This is a genomic window from Mycobacterium sp. NPDC049093 (assembly GCF_040704635.1).
GTDB lineage: Bacteria > Actinomycetota > Actinomycetes > Mycobacteriales > Mycobacteriaceae > Mycobacterium.
This window is the reverse complement of record NZ_JBEZJS010000001.1, coordinates 920,124-936,337: the sequence shown is the minus strand read 5'-3', so window position 1 is coordinate 936,337 and position 16,214 is coordinate 920,124. Positions and strand designations below refer to the sequence as shown.

Genomic DNA, 16,214 nt, shown 5'->3' with positions numbered 1-16,214 from the left:
ATCGATGCGCAGCGGCCGGTTGTGGGCACTGATCGCGGTCTTCGCGGCGATCGCGCTCGCCGCGGGAGTCATCGTCGGGACCCAGCTCGGCGGGCGGCCGCACCCGCGGGACTCCTCCCCCATCGCGCCGCTGGCGGCGGAGTTCGCCCAATTGGAAGGTGACCTGCACGCCACGGCGGGGATCGCGCTCAGCGGTGTCGGGCCGGGGCAGGAACCAATGTCATTGGGGCAGTGGCAGAGCGGTCCCGCCTGGTCGACCATCAAGGTGCCGTTGATCATCGCCGCGCTGCGCGCACAGGTGCCGCCACAGATCACAGAAGCGATGACGGCCGCCATCACCCAATCCGACAATGCGGCAGCCGAAACGATCTGGGAGAGCCTGGGCACCCCCGCCGAAGCTGCCAATAAAGTCGAAGCGGTCCTGCGGCAGACCGGTGACCCGACGATCGTCCAATCACAACGAGTACGGCCCGAGTTCAGCGCGTCAGGGCAGACCGACTGGCCACTGGAGGATCAGGCACGGTTCATCTCGGTGGCAGTGTGCGACAAGGCAAATGCTCCGGTGTTCGACCTGATGGGCCGGGTCGAGGCCGATCAACGATGGGGCCTCGGCACCATCGGCGGCAGCCGGTTCAAGGGCGGCTGGGGCCCCACACCCACCGGCGGCTACCTGGTGCGTCAGATCGGGGTGCTGACCACCCCGTCCGGGACGGTGGCCGTGGCGCTCGCCGCCCTGCCGTTCTCCGGGAAATTCGAGGACGGCACCGCCGCGCTCACCACGATGGCCAACTGGCTGCAACAACGGCTGGGGGCGCTGCCCGCCGGTGACTGCCCGGCTCACCAGAGATAGACGCGGGCGTTCTTGCCGCCCGTGCAGGTGATCCAGTTGTCGCCCGGGGACTGCTGGCAGTGCATCAGGAAATTGGAGCCGTCGCACAGTGCCCCGGGTACCCGGCCGCAGTCCACGGCGCCCGGGGCCGACACCGCGCGCGGCAGCGGGCTCGCGTTGCCGTATTCGGCCCAGTACGACGTCAGCACGCTGTTGGTGAAAAGGCATGAGGTTTCCGGTGTTCCGCGTCCAGCGCGGCTGCCGAACCCGCTGGCCGTGGTGGCTGCGAAACCGTCGTCGCACGTCTGGTGCAGGCTGCTCTGATCGGGACCGGTGACCAGCGGCGGCAGCGGACCTCCGTCCTGCCCCGCATCCTTGCCAGACGCGGAAGGTGGGGTGTCCGCAGGCTGGCCGGCGTCGGTGGCAAGCATGCCGATCACGACGCCGAGGCCGCCGAGAATCAGCGCGGCCGCCACGGCGATGACGGTTGGCAGCACCCAGCCCCGACGGCGCGGCTCGGAATGGGCGGGCTCCGCACGTTGGACCGGCGGTGGACCGACCGTGGGGGCGGCAAGCGTCGACGCCTGATGCGGCAGGGTCGTCGGCGCCGAGCCGGCCTGCAGCGCGCGTTGGGCCGCCCGGCCCAACGCGCCCGCGGATCCGTACCGGTCGTCGGGGTCCTTGGCCATACCCCGGGCCACCACATCGTCGAGAGTCGAGGGCACCGTGGGATTCGTGACGCTCGCACGCGGAGGCGGTGCGGAAATGTGTGCTGCGAGCAGATTTTCCAGGTTGTCGCCGGCGAACGGGGGGTGACCGGTCAACGCCTCGTACAACACACAGGCCAGCGAGTAGGAGTCGACCGCCGGCGTCACCGTCTGGCCCGTGAACCGTTCGGGCGCCATGTAATTCATGGTGCCGATACGCGATCCCTCGGTGGTCAGCCGACTGTCGCCCTGGCTCTCGGCGATGCCGAAGTCGACGAGGTAGGCGAAATCGGCCGGCGTGACGATGATGTTCTGCGGCTTGATGTCGCGGTGGATCAACCCCGCCGCGTGCGCCGCGTCCAAGGCCGCGGCGATCTGGCTGATGATGGCCACCACCCGCGCCGGTTCCAGCGGACCATCGGAGATCAGGTCCGACAGCGTCGCACCCTGCACCAACCGCATGTCGATGTAGAGGCTGCCGTCGATCTCGCCCCAGTCATGGATCGGGATGACGTGCGGTTCCTGCAAGACCGCCGCCGCATGCGATTCCCGCTGGAAGCGGGTACGGAAGATGGCGTCGTTGGAGTACTGATCGGCAAGGATCTTCAAGGCCACGGTCCGGTTCTTGTCCGCATCGAAGGCCTCGTACACCTCCCCCATCCCGCCTCTACCCAGCAGGCGCGTGATCGAGTACTTGCCGAACGTCGTACCGACGCGCGAATCCACTTCCAATCTCCCCTGATCGTTCGCTATAGACGCAGTATCGCCTGTGAGGCCACGCGATGCAGATGATTGCCGACCATGTCTGGTCAGGGGCTTCCGATCGCGGGCACGGTGTCGGGTCGACCTTTCGGCTGTTGGTACCCCGGGCAGGCTATCTCGATCTTGACCTGGCGCCACCCCGGCCCTTCCCCGGCAGGCATCCGGCCACTGATCGTGTAGACGTCGTCGACCTTGATGGCCGTCATCTCTTGAGAGTCCTTGGTGAATCCACTGCCCTCGGGGATATGGAATCCCGCCGCCGTGACGACCAGGCGGTGTGTCGTCGCCAGCATCACCCGGACGCTTTGTCGGTGATTCGTCGCCGACGGCGAGGCGTAGATCAGCAGGTTGCCGTCAGGGAATCTGGTGCAGGTGACCTGCGCGGCCAGGGTGTGGACGTCGCCGTCGATCACGATCTTCACGTCGGACAGCCCTGCTCCAGGCGCACACCCGGCCAAGAGTGCGATCGCGGCCGTCGGCGCCGCGATACCGGCCCGGGCACGCATCTGTGCAGTATGAACCGGCTGTAGCGCGGGAGCGACCCAAACGCGGGACGACAGAATTAGGTAGCCGACTACGCTACGCAGCCTTGCTGCCCCGCACGACACTTGACGGATGAGCGTGCAAGGCATGCAGGGCAGCGACGCCAGGGACGGGAACCGGCTGGCACCGGAGTACCTGGCGCACTGGGTGGTCAAGACCGCGCGCAGCGACGAGGTAATCGCTTGGTATGGGACGGTATTCGGAGCCCGCGTCGTTCACGAGGATTCGAAGATCGCCTTCTTGACGTGGGACGAGGAAAGCCATCGCCTCGCTCTGGTCAAGGTCCCGCGATTCCTGCGCTACCTGTTCCCACTGGCCCGGCTGCGCCGGAAGGTCTACGGCATCGACCATCTCGGCTTCACCGTCGGATCGTTGGAACAGCTGCTGTCGACCTATGAGCGGCTCCGCAGAGGCACCGACCCGGCCGAGCTGCGCCGGGAGGAGCCGGCACCCGCCCGGGTGCCAAGGTGCGGCGTGCGCTGACGTGGAAGACGCTGTGAGGGGGCGGACATGAAAATCGGCAACGTGATGATCAGGCTGACGGGTGTGGTCGGCTTGTTCGCATCGGCGACAGGATGCGCCGATCCGTCTCCCGCGGCCCCGGCTGCCGGTAACTCGGTCACGCTGCAGGACCTGCTGTCCGCACCGGTGCCGGCGCTGTGTCAGCACGACCCGGGCAACCTGGTGAACGGGCAACTGCCGCCGCAAGATTCACATCCCGGCTCGGTGAGGATCGCTCAGCGAAACGACGAGCCGGACCGGAGCTACAAGGTCGCGTTCGGCAACCTTACGGGCGGCACCAACACCGATGCCGCGATGGTGACCGACTGCAGCGCCGGTGGGGTGCCCTGGCCCGAGACGGTGCAGCTCTACACAGCCGGGCCGACGCTGTTGGGTGGGGTGAACCTGGGCGACCTCACGCACAGCCGCGAGGTTGTGACCGACCTGTCGATCAGTGATGGTGTCGCGCACGTGAACTGGCTGGCCAACGGACCCAACGATGGCGAGTGCTGTCCCACCATCAAGATGGCTGCCGATCTGCGGTGGGACGGCTCCACCGTGAGCGCCCAGAATGTCCGAAGACTCAACTGATTTTCGCGGCTCCGAGTTACAGCTTGCCGGCAGCGAAATCGGCTGCCTGCGCGACCTTTCCGGACTGCACATAGGACACGTGGGCCCCCATGTCCCAGCCGCCTTCCCAACAGATCGGGTCGCCCTCGTTGCACTGGGCGATGGAGTTGGCCGTGTACTGCGGTGCCAGCATCGGCAGCGTCTGGCCAGCGGCCAGAAGTCCCGAGAAGCTGGTTTGCGGTGTACCGAACAGCGCGGTGGCCGCGACATGGTCAGCGACCTGAGGAGACGCCTCGTTGGTGGCCTTTTCGATCACTGCCGCGCCCTGCGAGTAGCCGCCGAGCACCATCTTCGTATTCGGACAGCTGGCCGCGACGGACTCGATGAGAGACCGCGCCGCGTCAGTGCCGGCCGGGGTACTGACGTTGAAGTCATTGGTCGCCGGGTAGTCGACCGCGGTTGCGTCGACGGTGCGCGGGGCCACCCGCGCCCGCAGGTCATCGACGAAGGGCCCACCGACACTGCCCAGGCCCGGGGGCTCGTTGGTGCCGCGGGCGAACACCACCTCAACGTCGGAGCACGGTGCTGCGGTGGCCGTCGCCGGCAGGACGGCAGGGACAGCTGCGGCGAACGCCGCCAAGGCCAGGATCAAAGCAGGCTTACTGGTCATACCGACCGATCGTAGGGGCGTTCCCCCGATCGGTGGACCCGCGATTCGGGCGATTCATGGCCTGACCAGCGGACAGACCCGGCCGCTCCCACACGGGATGGTGTTTTCAACACACCAACACCCACCGAGGGGAACACCACATGACCACCACCAACAACACCACCAACCGCATCGGCTTCGTGCGCCGCGCCGCACTCATCGCCGCAGCGGCGGCCGTACCGGTGATGGGCCTCGCCGTCGCGCCGACCGCCGGCGCAAAGGTCCCGGACTTCGGTCCGTGCGGGAACGTGCACGACAACGTCGATCTCTGGAAGGACGTCAGGTACGCCACGCCAGCACACAAGGACGGCGCCATCGACGTGGTGTTCCCCGGCGGGGACAAGTCCCGCGGCTACGCCGTCCGGCAAGGACACCACCCCGCCCAGCTGACCGACCTGCTGGTGATCCCGACGGCCCGCGAGACCGGCATCGAGTGCGACAACCTACTGGGCAGCGATGCTCCCCACTACTTCAAAGACGCCTTCGAGCAGGTCAGCATTCTGCCACCGGGCAACCAGGGCCAGGCCCCGGACTGGGCGCTGGGCATCAACTCCGCCGACAACCGCGGCCAGGATCAGCTGCACATCCACGTGACCCTGCTCGACCCCACCGCCCGCGCCGACATCGACCAGGCCGTCAAGAACCACAAGGTCACCAGGGATGAGAAGGCCTGGAAGACCTCGGTGATCGGGGTGCGCGGCCACACCCAGGCGGGCCCGATCGAAAAGAGCCCCCACGGCTACCGCACCTGGAACACCGACAACATCGACCAGAACTTCGTCGCGGCACTGAACAGCCAGATCGTCGCGCCGATCAAGAAGCAGGACCCCAGCTTCGGGATGGGCAACGAGACCGTGCTGATCACCAAGAACCACCAGGGCCCGGGCTTCATCGTCCTCGCCAGCGATGAGAAATCCGGCATCACCCCGGCCGGGGTCAACAACATCGAGCGGTTGCTCGACAAGGGCTGAGCCTGCCTGCAAGCCCAACGGCCACCCGAGTTTCGGGTGGCCGTTGGTGTTGGTGCGGTGAAGAGGTCAGCGCGCGATCGTCAGCAGCAGAGACGCCTCGTTATAGGGAAAAGCGTTGTAGAGCAGCCGGGAACTGCGTGTGACGAGTGGCGCGGCCTCGGCCTTGCTCACCACCCGTGGGTTGGTCAGGTCGAAAGCCCGTCCCCGCTTGTGCAGCGCTGCCCGTCCCCCGGCCAACACGTTCTTCAACCAGTCCGTCTGAGGGCCGTAGCCGACGAGGATGGCGTAGCCATCGTGGGTCTTGAACACCAACAGGGGCGTTCGATATCGCTTACCCGACTTCCGCCCGACATGCTCGAGCGTCCCGAGGTTCGGTAGCCACGGTGTGATCGCGCGCGCTGCCGGATTGGTGACTCGCTTGTTGAACTCTCCGACTCGACGGGGAACGCGCATTCTCGGAGTCTAGGTGCAAATTGAGGTCGGTTCACCGGCTCTTCTAGCCGCAACGACGTCAGTGCCCCCAGTCGGACTCGAACCGACACTTGGCGGATTTTGAGTAGGTACGAGCCGCTTCCGACGACCAGCGGGAACACCTTTGCCCGGACACCCATACTGCCTGCACCGCACCACTTTTCGGCATTGCAGGTACGCCTACAGTTCGGCTGCGGTAGGGCTGGAGTAGGCCCTCGGACGCCGGTATTTCGCCGGCATTTTCGTGTTAGCTAGGCCTGCTAGCCGTCCAGCTGGCAGAATTGCAGCCATGTCATTCGGGGGCTTGCAGACGGCAACAGCATTTTGGAGTTATGCACACGCGGACGACGAAGGCAGCGAGGGTCAGATCAGGCGCCTCAAGGCGAAGCTTGATCACGCGTTCAAGATGCATCGCGGCGAGGCCTTAGCCAGTTTCTTCGACCGAACCGGCGACCACAAGTTGGAGTGGGGCGAGGAGTGGCGATCCAAGATCAGCACGACCATCTCGGGTACTACATTCTTCATCCCAGTCATCTCCCCGAGCTACGTGAAGAGCACGATGTGTCGGGAGGAGTTCGACGAGTTTTCAGAGAAAGCCAAGAATTCTGACCTCAGTGAGCTAATCCTGCCGATCCTGTGGGTACCAGTCGACCCGGAAACGGACGACGAGCGGCGGATATTTGACGCCGCAAAGGAGCGGCAGTGGATTGACTGGACGGAAACAAGGAAGCTGGAAGAGAGTTCAGCGCCGTACCGAGCGCTGATCGACGAGATGGGTGCGCGTCTCGCCAAAGCGGCGAAGTCGGTCGCAACCAAGCCCGAGGTGACAGTTCCAGATTCCAACCCTGGCACGCCGGGTTCCGACGGCGATGGCGGCACTCCAGTAACCCGCGTTGGGGACACTCCAAGGCCGACAAACGGCGGGGGTGGATCGGCTGCGCCTTCGGGCGAGGATGGCGCTACTGATAGCCGAGGCGGCCCCGGCCTTATTGATCTGGCCGCAGAAGCTTTGGCGCAAGCCGACGCATTTGTAGCTCATCTCACCACGGGGTTCGAAGCGATACGAGCTTTGGGCCCCGAAGTCTTACAAGCCAATCCGATTCATCCGAACGCGAGTACTAGTCAGAAAATGTTCTACTACAAACGAATCGCAAAGGAGATGCAGCCCTACGCAGACCGATTCGAGCAATACGTCAGGCAAGCAGCGGGCGACGCTAGCGAGTTGAACGACACCATGTTTGAAATGGTCGAAATGCTACGCGATCCAATTATGCGTGAGGCAGTTGACATGGAGAATATCGGCCGGGTTAAGGAAATCCCTGCCTCACTTGCCGAAAAGTTCGGCAACTACGCCCAATACAGGAAGCAGCTCTCAGCCATCGGACGAATGAGCAGGGACCTGCGGGTCCCGTTCTCAGCAATCGAACGGGGCTTTGACTCCATGGACGAAATCATGACACTGGTTCGCGATTGGACGACGGCCATGGATTCGCTTCAAGAACCAAATCAGTCTACTTCGCTTGCCGCGCAAACAAATTGATCACGTTATCCGGCAGCTTCGCGGGCTTCGCCGGGGCTGGTGGTTCGGGTAGGTCGTCGGCGTACTGCTCCGCTGGGATTCAGTCGCCGTACGTGTTCAGCCTGAGCGTGTAGGTCGAGTGGCCCAGGAGCTGGCTGACGCGCATGAAGTGCGTTCCCTCGCTCAGGTGCATTACCGCGTAAGTGTGCCGGAGGTCGTGTAGCCGTACCCCGCGCACAGCGGGCGTTGTAGCGGTAGCGGGTCGGCTCGCGGGCAACCCGACAGCCTCCAGGACGGGCTTAAAGATGGTGTCGTAGAACCCCCCTCGAGCAATCGGCTGGCTCCAATTCAGCGGCACGGCGTACCGCGTACCCTTCGCGCGGTACCCGCCGCCGTTCTTCCGGCTCGGCCATAGCGGCGCAGCTGGGCCGTCGCCGTGCGGGTGCGTATTAGCCAGGTAATCAGCAAGTTTCGCCGCGAGCCACGGCGGGACCGCACGCTCTTGTGGGTGCCCGAAACCCACTCGCCGCCTTTGCGTTTCTTGGTTCGGCGAACCTGCACCGTGCATCGGGGCAGCGGGCCGGCACCGGGTGCGAACACCAGATCACCCACTTCTAGGCCGGTGTTCTCGTCTGTGCGAACGCCCGTGTAGGCCATGAACTCCACCATCAGCGCGTACACCGGGTACGCGGGCAATGTTGCGGCTGTGTGGGTCTCGGGCGGGTCACCGGCTACCGCCGCAACGAGCGCTGCGACCTCCCCCGCCGACAGTGGGTTGTGCTCGAAACTATCCGTGTCGCCCGTCGAACGGCTCGCCGAGAAGTCCACTGCCTCGCATGGGTTCACCGTGATCGCTTTGTGCTGTAGGGCGTACTTGAACACGCGCCGGTTCACGTCCCAGATGTGCTTTACGGTGCCCGCCGTGAGCGGCTTCCGGTCGCCCTGCGGGGAGGTCTGCCGCACCCAAGGCCGCCAGAAGCGCCTCCACACGCGCCACGGTGATGCTGGCGACAGCTAACCCGCCCAGCGTCGGCAGCACATACGTCCGCAGCTCACGGGCATACTCGGCCACGGTGTCGGCCTTGAGCTTTCCGCTCGCCGCCTTAATCATTTCGCCGGTACTTTCGTGGGCACGTAGCCCACCTAACTACAGAAACCCCGCCCCTACCAGGGTTTTATGGTGCCCCCAGTCGGACTCGAACCGACACTTGGCGGATTTTAAGTCCGCTGCCTCTGCCAATTGGGCTATGGGGGCGTCGCAGGAGAGCATATTTCAGGTCGATACGTCCTCATCAGACCGCCCCGAGTAGCACCCGAGGTATCGATCAACCCACCTCGACGACCACCTTGCCGAACGGGCCGCGATCGAGATGGTCGAGCGCCGCTGGGAGATCGTCGAACGGGTGGCGTGCACCGACTACGGGTTTCGTCCCGGTGGCGTCGATGGCGCTGACCAGGTCGCCGAGTGCGCGCCGATGCCCAGTGCCGATACCGTGAATTGTGATGTCTTTCATCAGTATTGGCATGACCGGTGTCGAGACCTCGAACCCGTCGAGCGCCCCGATGAGATGGATGTGGCCGCCGACTGCGACGACCTGGGCGGCCTTGCCGAGATGCGCGCCCCCGACGAGCTCCAGCACGTGGTCCACACCGCGGTCGCCTGTGATGGCGAGGATGGTCTCGGCCCAGTCCGCGCTGCGCCGATCCACGACGTGGTCTGCGCCCAGTTGTGCGACTCGGTCCAGTTTGTCCGCACTGCCCGACACAATGACCTCGGCGCCGTGCATCTTCGCGATCTGGACTCCGAACAACGCGACGCCACCGGTGCCTTCGACCAGCACGACGTCACCGGCTCGAACGTGCCCCCGTTCGACCAGCGCAAACCACGCCGTGAGGCCGGCAACCGGCAGCGTGCTGGCCTCGGCCGCCGACAGGGTCCGAGGAGCCCGAACCACCCAATCTTGCGGCAGCGCCACATATTCGGCGAGCACTCCGGGGTGGAAACCGCCGAGCGTCCAGTACGAGGGCGTCCGCGCGTCACCCGCCCGGGCACCGTCGATCCAGTCCGGGGTGAACACCGAGATCACCTGATCGTCCACGGCGAATCGGGTCACCGAATCGCCGGCCGCGACGACGGTCCCGGCGAGATCGGATCCTGGTGTAAAGGGGAATTCCAGCGGCAGGCCGCGCCCCGTTTCGATCACCATCTTGTCGCGATGGTTCAACGCCACCGCGGCCACCTTGATCAGGACGTCGCCGGGGCCCGGTTGCGGGATGGCCACCTCACGCAACCGGAGTGCGTCTCGGCCGATTCCATCCATCTCCCAGCGGCGCATGATTTCAGCCATGCGGTGCTGCAACCCGGCCGGACATGCGCATATTCCCCGGGGATGCCGGCTGGGCGCCGGAACCAAACCCACGCAGGAGGGGTGGCGCAGGTTTGGTTGAATGTGTCCCAGGGGTGGGACAGCGACGGGGGCCGCATATGCCGAGCAGTATCGCGAATTCGATTGCCGTAGTTGCCGAACGGATCGCGGCAACACTGGGACCTCGGGCGATGCGGGTGATCGCTCACTTCAACAAGTACGTCACCAATCCACTGCAACGGCTGTGGGCGCCGTGGCTGCCCTACATGGCCGTCATCGAGCACACCGGCCGCAAGTCGGGCAAGTCATACCGGACCCCGGTCATGGCGTTCGTCGACCACAAGTCCGTCTCGGTCGTGCTGAACTACGGCGAGCGCTCCGACTGGGTGCGCAATGTCCGCGCCGCCGGAACGGCCAGCGTGAGACACCGCGGCCAGCGCTACCTGCTGACCAACCCCCGCATCATCCGGGCCAGCGACCAGAAGGCCCGGTTCGTCGCCACACTGAGCGCGCGTTGAGTGTTGGCTTGTGTGCGAAGTTCGGCCAGGAACTCGCACATAAGCCAACGTTGGACGCGGGCGCCGGGCGTAGGCTGCGGATATCCCGACTCCCGGGAGGCTGCGATGCCCGAACTGGCCATCGAACTGCGCGACGTCGTGCGCGAGTACACGGTCGGCGGCCAGGTGGTCCGCGCCCTCGACGAGATCAGCCTCCAGCTCAACGGCGGGCAGTTCGTCTCGATCATCGGCCCCTCCGGCGCAGGTAAGAGCACGCTGCTGCACCTCCTGGGCGCGCTGGACTCCCCCGACTCGGGCTCGATCACCTTCGACGGTGAGGAGATCGGACGCCTGGGCGACGAGCAGCAGTCGGCGTTCCGCCACCACCGGGTGGGCTTCGTCTTCCAGTTCTTCAACCTGCTGCCCACCCTGTCGGCCTGGGAGAACGTGGCCGTCCCGAAGCTGCTCGACGGGGTCCGGCTCGGCAAGGTGAAACCCCAGGCTGTGGAGCTGCTGGACCGCGTCGGCCTGGGCAACCGGACCGAGCACCGCCCATCCGAGCTGTCCGGCGGCCAGATGCAACGCGTCGCGGTGGCCCGGGCCATGATGATGGACCCACCGCTGATCCTCGCCGACGAACCGACGGGCAATCTGGACTCGACGACGGGCGCGGCGATCCTGACCCTGCTCGGCGAGGTCGCCCACGAGGAGGGCCTGGGCCGGCTGGTGGTGATGGTGACCCACAACGCCGAGGCCGCGGCCGCCACCGACCGGGTGATCACGTTGCAGGACGGACGGCTCGGCTCCGACGAGATGTCGGTGGTGCCGGGCTCGGTCTGATGTTCTTCGCGCGAGCGCTCATCACCAGACTCGCAGCCGCGGCAAGTCGGCTCCGAGTTTTCAGCCTGCGCGAACTCATCGTGCACCGGCGGCGCACCCTCGCCTCCATCGCCGTAATGGCCGTCTCGGCAATGTATCTCGTGGCGATCCTCGGCATCTTCGGGTCGATCACCGGATCGGTCAACCGGCTGGCGGACGGCGTCGCCGGTATCGCCGCCCTCGAGGTTTCGGGTGTCACCGACGCGGGGTTTCCCGAATCGGTAGCAGCTGACGTCGCCAAGGTTCCCGGCGTCGCGACCGCCGCCCCGATGCTCCGGATGTCCGCGCCCACCGCGACCGAACCGGTACTGCTGTTCGGTGCCGACGACCGCAGTCGTGCACTGGAAGGCGCCCTGAAAGATGCCGTTGGAGTGGATGTTCAAACCCCGACGGCACAAGAGGGTGTGCGCGTCGGGCCCGCCGTCGGTCACGCGAAAGGCGAGACGTTCCAGCTCGGGTCGGGCTCGGTGACTGTCTCCGAAGTCCTTGAGGGCAAGCAGCTCGCCGACCTCAACGGCGGCCATTATGTGCTGGCCCCACTCCCGTTGGCGCAGAAGGTCACCGGCAGGCTGGGCCAGCTCGACTCGATCCTGATCACCACCACACCGGGCGCCGACCTCAACACAGTGAGAGATCAGGTCACCGCGGCGGTGAACGGCCGGGCCCTGGTCGCCGCCCCGAGTTCGCGGGCGGCCCGCGCCGGTGACGGCGTCAAGCTGATGAACTACATGGCGTTGATGGGCGCGGCGGTCGCGCTGGTGGTCGGCGCGTTCCTGATCTACACCACGATGACGATGGCGATCGCCCAACGCCGCCCGGTCATCTCGATGCTGCGAGCCATCGGCGGCCGGCGCACCACCATCGTCCGTGACATGCTGGCCGAGGCCACGATCCTCGGGCTGATCGGCGGCACCATCGGCTCACTGTTCGGAATTGTGTTGGGCCGCATGGCGATCGGCCGGCTGCCACCGACCATGACCCAGGGCCTCGAAGCGCGCATCGAGTACTGGCTGCCCAACTACGCGATTCCAGTGGCCATCGCCGCCACGGCACTCACAAGTGTGGCGGCGTCGGCGATGGCGGCTCGGCAGGTGTACAAGGTCTCGCCGATCGAGGCGCTGGCCCCGGTCGGCGTATCGGCGGCGGACAACGTGCCGCGCTGGCTGCGCATCGTCACCGGCCTCGCGGCGATAGCGGTGCTGGCGGCGTCGGTCCTGATCGTGTTCTACCAGCCGGGTTCGGTGGCGTTCGTGGCGATCGCGGCCCTGTTCACCGCACAGATCGCGCTCGGATTCGCACTCGCCGGCCCCATCGTCAGAGCCACGGCCGCGGTGGCGCGCCTGTTCGGATCGGCCGGAGCACTGGGCGCGGCGACCGTCGAACGCGCGCCGCGACGCGTGTGGGCCACGGTGATGACCGTGCTGATCGCCGTCGTGACGACCGTCGTGATCACCGGCACGAACAACGACATGATCCGCTCGGCCCGCGATGTCTTCGCCCCGGTCGCCGACGTCGACGTCTGGGTGAGTGCCAACCCGCCCGACGAGTACGCCACCGGCCTTCTGCCGCAAGGTCTTACCCAGAACGTCACCGAGGTGCCCGGGGTCGCTAATGTCACCGAGGGCGCCCTGGGCTTCGCCGTCGTCGGCGGCACCCGCGTCATGCTCGACGGTTTCGCCCCCGGCAGCCACGATGCCCTCTTCCGTGCCCTCGACGACCAGACCCGCAACGACGTGCTCGCCGGTCGCGGCGTGGTGCTCTCCCAGAATCTGGGCAAGACCCTCGATGTCCGAGTCGGCGACGACCTGCAACTGCAGACGCCGCACGGCCCCCAGCAGGCGAAGGTGCTGGCGCTGGTCCCTTACTTCTCGACGGTGATCGGCACGGTCGGGATGGGGCTCGACCAGATGCGTACCTGGTTCGACCGACCGGGGTCGACGACGTTGCAGGTCACTGCCGTCAAGGGAACCGATCCCGACCGTCTGCTGGCCAACGTGAGTCACGTCGTCGCCGCGCCGAATCACGCCTACGACGGCCGCACCGCCCTGGCCGGTCTCGAAGCGCCGCTGCACCAGAGCATGCTGATCGCCAACGCGGTGTGGATCATCGTGGTGTTCGTCGCCGCGGTCGCGCTGCTGAACACCCTGACCCTGTCGGTGCTCGAACGGCGCCGCGAGATCGGGGTGCTGCGGGCGATGGGATCCAGCCGTCGCTACACGTTGGCCATGGTGCTGGCCGAGGCAGCCGCCATCGGCATCGTGGGCGGCATCCTGGGACTGCTCGTCGGGCTCGTCGATCAGTGGCTGTTCAGCCTCGTCAGCGGCGACATCATGAACTTCAACGTCACGTTCCGGCCGAGCCCGATGGCGCTGGTGTTCACCCTCGGTGCACTGGCGATCAGCCTGCTGGGCTCGCTGCCACCGGCGCGACGGGCCGCGCGGCTCAACATCATCGAGGCCGTCAGCGTCGAATAGTCGCGACCCCCTGCAGATGTGGTGTGCACGGCGGCGGCACCAGCGTCCGCTGGGTACTGCGCAGCCCACTGGTGTCGAACCCGGCCGCGGCGATGGCGTCGACGGTGCGGCGGTTGGGTTCACACCCCGATGACAGCCACGCCCACGGCCTGGCGATCAGGTCCTGGAACCGCCCCATCAGGCCCTCGCCGCGGACATGCTCCAGAACCACCAACCGGCCATCGGGCTCCAGCACGCGCCGGATCTCACCGAGCGTGGCCGCAACGTCGTCGACCGAGCACAACACCAGCCCGACATGGACCGAGTCGAAACTGTTGTCCGGAAACGGAATCGACTCCCCTGCCCCGTCGACGACATCGACCTCGACGCCGTGCCGCCGGGCCAGGGCACGCGCCATCCGCCGCATCGCCGGCTCCGGCTCCACCGCGGCGACCGACGTCACCGCCCCCGGAAGGAACAGCAGATCGGTCCCCGGCCCGACCCCGACCATCAACAACCGGCCCGTCGCATGACTCATCGCCGACCGCCGGTAGCGGCGGTAGAACAGCCTGTCGAATATCGGCATACCGAGCCGATACACGTAGGGGAACAACGGATTACGGTGCTTCAATACTTACTGCCCAGATCCAATCGGAAGGGTGGATATTCGTCGCTCATCAACGACACGTACACAGCCACACGGTAACGCCAGCGGACCATGCCCATCAGAAGATCGAACATGTCCTCCGACACTGCACCCCGAGCCAACAGCCGCACCGCGGAGATGACGCACAGCACTTGCAGCGGCGCCTCCATCGCCCAGCACATGATGATCTGCGGCAGCGCCAACAACCACCACTTGACCAGCACGGCCCCTCGGGAGAGCTGCTCGGGATAGGCGACCTCGAGATCGCCGGGATAGTCGGAATCGGCTTTGAGGGTGAACGGCGGATATCGGTCGGTGGTGTTCATCGGGAAGCGGTAGTTCATCACCCGCCACGACCACCGCAGCACGCCGACGTTGAAGTCGAACAGGGGCCGCGGATACCGGCCGGTGAACAGGATCGCGATACCCGCGGCCAGCACCACGAGCGGGTACACCAGGTAGAGGCCGATCAGGATCGGATAGTGCGGCACGGCCAGGATGCACCATTTGACCAGCCACAGCCGCCTCGACGGCGCATCGATCGCGCCGCGGACCCGCACCGCCTCAGTGGGCATGTTCATCCCTGCCGGTGATCGTCGCCGCGGCCAAGTCCCGGTCGATTCCCGCCGCCATCCGCCGGTGACTCACCATCCGCAGGAACGTCGCCAACACCCAGGTCATCATCCGGTTCGGCACCATCGCCGCGGGCCGCAGCACGGCCTCACCGTGCGACACCTGCAGCGAGGCCACCCGTGACACCGCGGCGACCCGACGGCGGCGGGTGTTCTCGTACCAGCGCAGGGCACTGGAGAGATCCCGGTGGGCGCCGTGCTGGAAGTCCGACACCGCCTTGCACAGCACCATCGTGTCGAGCAGTGCCTGGTTGGTCCCCTGCGCGAGTGTCGGTGGCATCGTGTGGGCCGCATCGCCCAACAACGTCAACGCACCATCGCCCGGCCCGGGAATCGGATGGCGGAAATGCGGATAGGGCGAACGTGCCAGATCGTCGTCGGTCAACGTCGCAAGTACCTGGTCGACCAGTTCGGACCATCCGGTGAAATTGGCGCGGATCACCTCGATCGGGCGGTCCGGCCGGACGAAGTCCGGCGTCCATGGCAGGTCGAACCACCACTGCACCTCGGTGTCTCCGGCCGGCCAGAGGCCGAGGTTCCCGTGCTCACCGACGATGACGAACGCGACGTGCCGATCGGCCCCGTCCGGAAGCGCGGCCAGCCCTTGCCAGCTGCACCAGCCGGTCGGCTCCGCGTGCGGTGCGCCGACGATCTCGCGGATCTTGGAGTGCAGGCCGTCCGCGCCGATCACCAGATCGCCTTCCGCGCAACTGCCGTCGGCGAAATCGAGCCGAACACCGTGGCTGCCGTTCGCGACGCCGACCACCTGCGCGTTGCACCGGATCCGTTCCGCCGGAAAACCTTCCAGCAGCCGCTCGAGCAGAATCCGACGCGGGACCATCCGCACCGGCGCACCCATCCGACTCACGATCGCGGCCACGTCGAGGGTGGTCATCGGGCGTCCCGTCGAAGTCACCACCCGAACGGTGGCCAGCTCCTGGCCGGCCCCGTCCATATCGACGCCGAGCTGCCGCAGCACCGCTTCGCCGTTCGACCAGATCGTGACGGCCCCGCCGCCGGCCCGCACCTCGGGGCGCTGCTCGAACACCGTGACGTCATGTCCGTCGCGCAGCAGTCCACGGGCGATGGAGATCCCACCGACCCCGGCACCCACAACGAGGACCTTCAGCGACGCTTGCGGCGCTGACTGGACGTGGTG

Annotated in this window: 17 protein-coding genes and 1 tRNA gene; 8 read left to right on the top strand and 10 right to left on the bottom strand. The window is 66.3% G+C overall.

Annotated elements, in window-relative coordinates; genetic code table 11:
- The first annotated feature begins 4 nt into the window (after positions 1–4).
- Positions 5–850, top strand: a complete 846-nt coding sequence (locus AB0876_RS04600) for a serine hydrolase (RefSeq protein ID WP_526041345.1) — start codon at positions 5–7, stop codon at positions 848–850.
- On the opposite strand, the gene AB0876_RS04595 is transcribed toward AB0876_RS04600, so the two are convergent.
- Together AB0876_RS04595 and AB0876_RS04590 are read right to left on the bottom strand one after the other, a co-directional pair.
- Positions 838–2,262: a serine/threonine-protein kinase gene (locus AB0876_RS04595; RefSeq protein ID WP_526041344.1), complete on the bottom strand. Its 1,425-nt coding sequence runs from the start codon at positions 2,260–2,262 to the stop codon at positions 838–840. The genes AB0876_RS04600 and AB0876_RS04595 overlap by 13 nt on opposite strands.
- Before the next feature lie 83 nt (positions 2,263–2,345).
- Positions 2,346–2,804: a lipoprotein LpqH gene (locus AB0876_RS04590; protein WP_055116879.1), complete on the bottom strand. Its 459-nt coding sequence runs from the start codon at positions 2,802–2,804 to the stop codon at positions 2,346–2,348.
- 109 nt (positions 2,805–2,913) lie between these two features.
- On the opposite strand from AB0876_RS04590, the gene AB0876_RS04585 reads away from it, so the two are divergent.
- Both AB0876_RS04585 and AB0876_RS04580 read left to right on the top strand, forming a co-directional pair.
- Positions 2,914–3,324 carry a VOC family protein gene (locus AB0876_RS04585; RefSeq protein WP_526041343.1) on the top strand — a complete coding sequence of 137 codons (411 nt, stop codon included), beginning with the start codon at positions 2,914–2,916 and terminating at the stop codon, positions 3,322–3,324.
- 27 nt (positions 3,325–3,351) lie between these two features.
- On the top strand, positions 3,352–3,933 hold the full coding sequence (locus AB0876_RS04580; RefSeq protein WP_526041342.1) for a hypothetical protein: 582 nt from the start codon (positions 3,352–3,354) through the stop codon (positions 3,931–3,933).
- Between the two features lie 16 nt (positions 3,934–3,949).
- Here the strand turns inward: AB0876_RS04580 and AB0876_RS04575 are convergent, their stop codons facing one another.
- Complete coding sequence (locus AB0876_RS04575; RefSeq protein ID WP_526041341.1) at positions 3,950–4,582, bottom strand: cutinase family protein; 633 nt, start codon at positions 4,580–4,582, stop codon at positions 3,950–3,952.
- A gap of 140 nt (positions 4,583–4,722) precedes the next feature.
- Here AB0876_RS04575 and AB0876_RS04570 point away from each other — a divergent pair, with 140 nt between their 5' ends.
- Positions 4,723–5,592, top strand: coding sequence for a CDP-diacylglycerol diphosphatase (locus tag AB0876_RS04570; RefSeq protein WP_526041340.1), 870 nt, complete (start codon positions 4,723–4,725; stop codon positions 5,590–5,592).
- Positions 5,593–5,658: 66 nt separating this feature from the next.
- Here the strand turns inward: AB0876_RS04570 and AB0876_RS04565 are convergent, their stop codons facing one another.
- A complete protein-coding gene (locus tag AB0876_RS04565; RefSeq protein WP_526041339.1) occupies positions 5,659–6,045 on the bottom strand; it encodes a nitroreductase family deazaflavin-dependent oxidoreductase in 387 nt (128 codons plus the stop codon).
- A 307-nt stretch (positions 6,046–6,352) separates the two neighbouring features.
- On the opposite strand from AB0876_RS04565, the gene AB0876_RS04560 reads away from it, so the two are divergent.
- Positions 6,353–7,603, top strand: coding sequence for a TIR domain-containing protein (locus tag AB0876_RS04560; RefSeq protein WP_526041338.1), 1,251 nt, complete (start codon positions 6,353–6,355; stop codon positions 7,601–7,603).
- Between the two features lie 327 nt (positions 7,604–7,930).
- Here the strand turns inward: AB0876_RS04560 and AB0876_RS04555 are convergent, their stop codons facing one another.
- The 3 genes from AB0876_RS04555 to AB0876_RS04545 form a co-directional block, all read right to left on the bottom strand.
- Entirely contained in the window at positions 7,931–8,545 is a 615-nt protein-coding gene (locus AB0876_RS04555; RefSeq protein ID WP_526041337.1) for a hypothetical protein, read from the bottom strand.
- Between the two features lie 215 nt (positions 8,546–8,760).
- Positions 8,761–8,837: transfer RNA gene (locus AB0876_RS04550), tRNA-Leu, on the bottom strand.
- 70 nt (positions 8,838–8,907) lie between these two features.
- Entirely contained in the window at positions 8,908–9,930 is a 1,023-nt protein-coding gene (locus AB0876_RS04545; RefSeq protein ID WP_526041336.1) for a zinc-dependent alcohol dehydrogenase family protein, read from the bottom strand.
- Between the two features lie 209 nt (positions 9,931–10,139).
- On the opposite strand from AB0876_RS04545, the gene AB0876_RS04540 reads away from it, so the two are divergent.
- The 3 genes from AB0876_RS04540 to AB0876_RS04530 all read left to right on the top strand — a co-directional run bounded on the left by AB0876_RS04540 (position 10,140) and on the right by AB0876_RS04530 (position 13,798).
- Positions 10,140–10,466: a nitroreductase family deazaflavin-dependent oxidoreductase gene (locus AB0876_RS04540; RefSeq protein WP_526041473.1), complete on the top strand. Its 327-nt coding sequence runs from the start codon at positions 10,140–10,142 to the stop codon at positions 10,464–10,466.
- Positions 10,467–10,571: 105 nt separating this feature from the next.
- Positions 10,572–11,285: an ABC transporter ATP-binding protein gene (locus AB0876_RS04535; protein ID WP_526041335.1), complete on the top strand. Its 714-nt coding sequence runs from the start codon at positions 10,572–10,574 to the stop codon at positions 11,283–11,285.
- Complete coding sequence (locus AB0876_RS04530) at positions 11,285–13,798, top strand: FtsX-like permease family protein (protein ID WP_526041334.1); 2,514 nt, start codon at positions 11,285–11,287, stop codon at positions 13,796–13,798. The genes AB0876_RS04535 and AB0876_RS04530 overlap by 1 nt, the downstream gene beginning before the upstream one ends.
- Here the strand turns inward: AB0876_RS04530 and AB0876_RS04525 are convergent.
- The 3 genes from AB0876_RS04525 to AB0876_RS04515 are packed head-to-tail and all read right to left on the bottom strand — an operon-like array spanning position 13,785 to position 16,184.
- Positions 13,785–14,408 carry a class I SAM-dependent methyltransferase gene (locus tag AB0876_RS04525; protein WP_491839779.1) on the bottom strand — a complete coding sequence of 208 codons (624 nt, stop codon included), beginning with the start codon at positions 14,406–14,408 and terminating at the stop codon, positions 13,785–13,787. The genes AB0876_RS04530 and AB0876_RS04525 overlap by 14 nt on opposite strands.
- Entirely contained in the window at positions 14,405–15,004 is a 600-nt protein-coding gene (locus AB0876_RS04520) for a DUF4389 domain-containing protein (protein WP_526041333.1), read from the bottom strand. The genes AB0876_RS04525 and AB0876_RS04520 overlap by 4 nt, the downstream gene beginning before the upstream one ends.
- Positions 14,988–16,184, bottom strand: a complete 1,197-nt coding sequence (locus AB0876_RS04515) for an FAD-dependent oxidoreductase (protein ID WP_526041472.1) — start codon at positions 16,182–16,184, stop codon at positions 14,988–14,990. Before AB0876_RS04515 ends, AB0876_RS04520 begins: the two co-directional genes overlap by 17 nt.
- Positions 16,185–16,214: the final 30 nt, after the last annotated feature.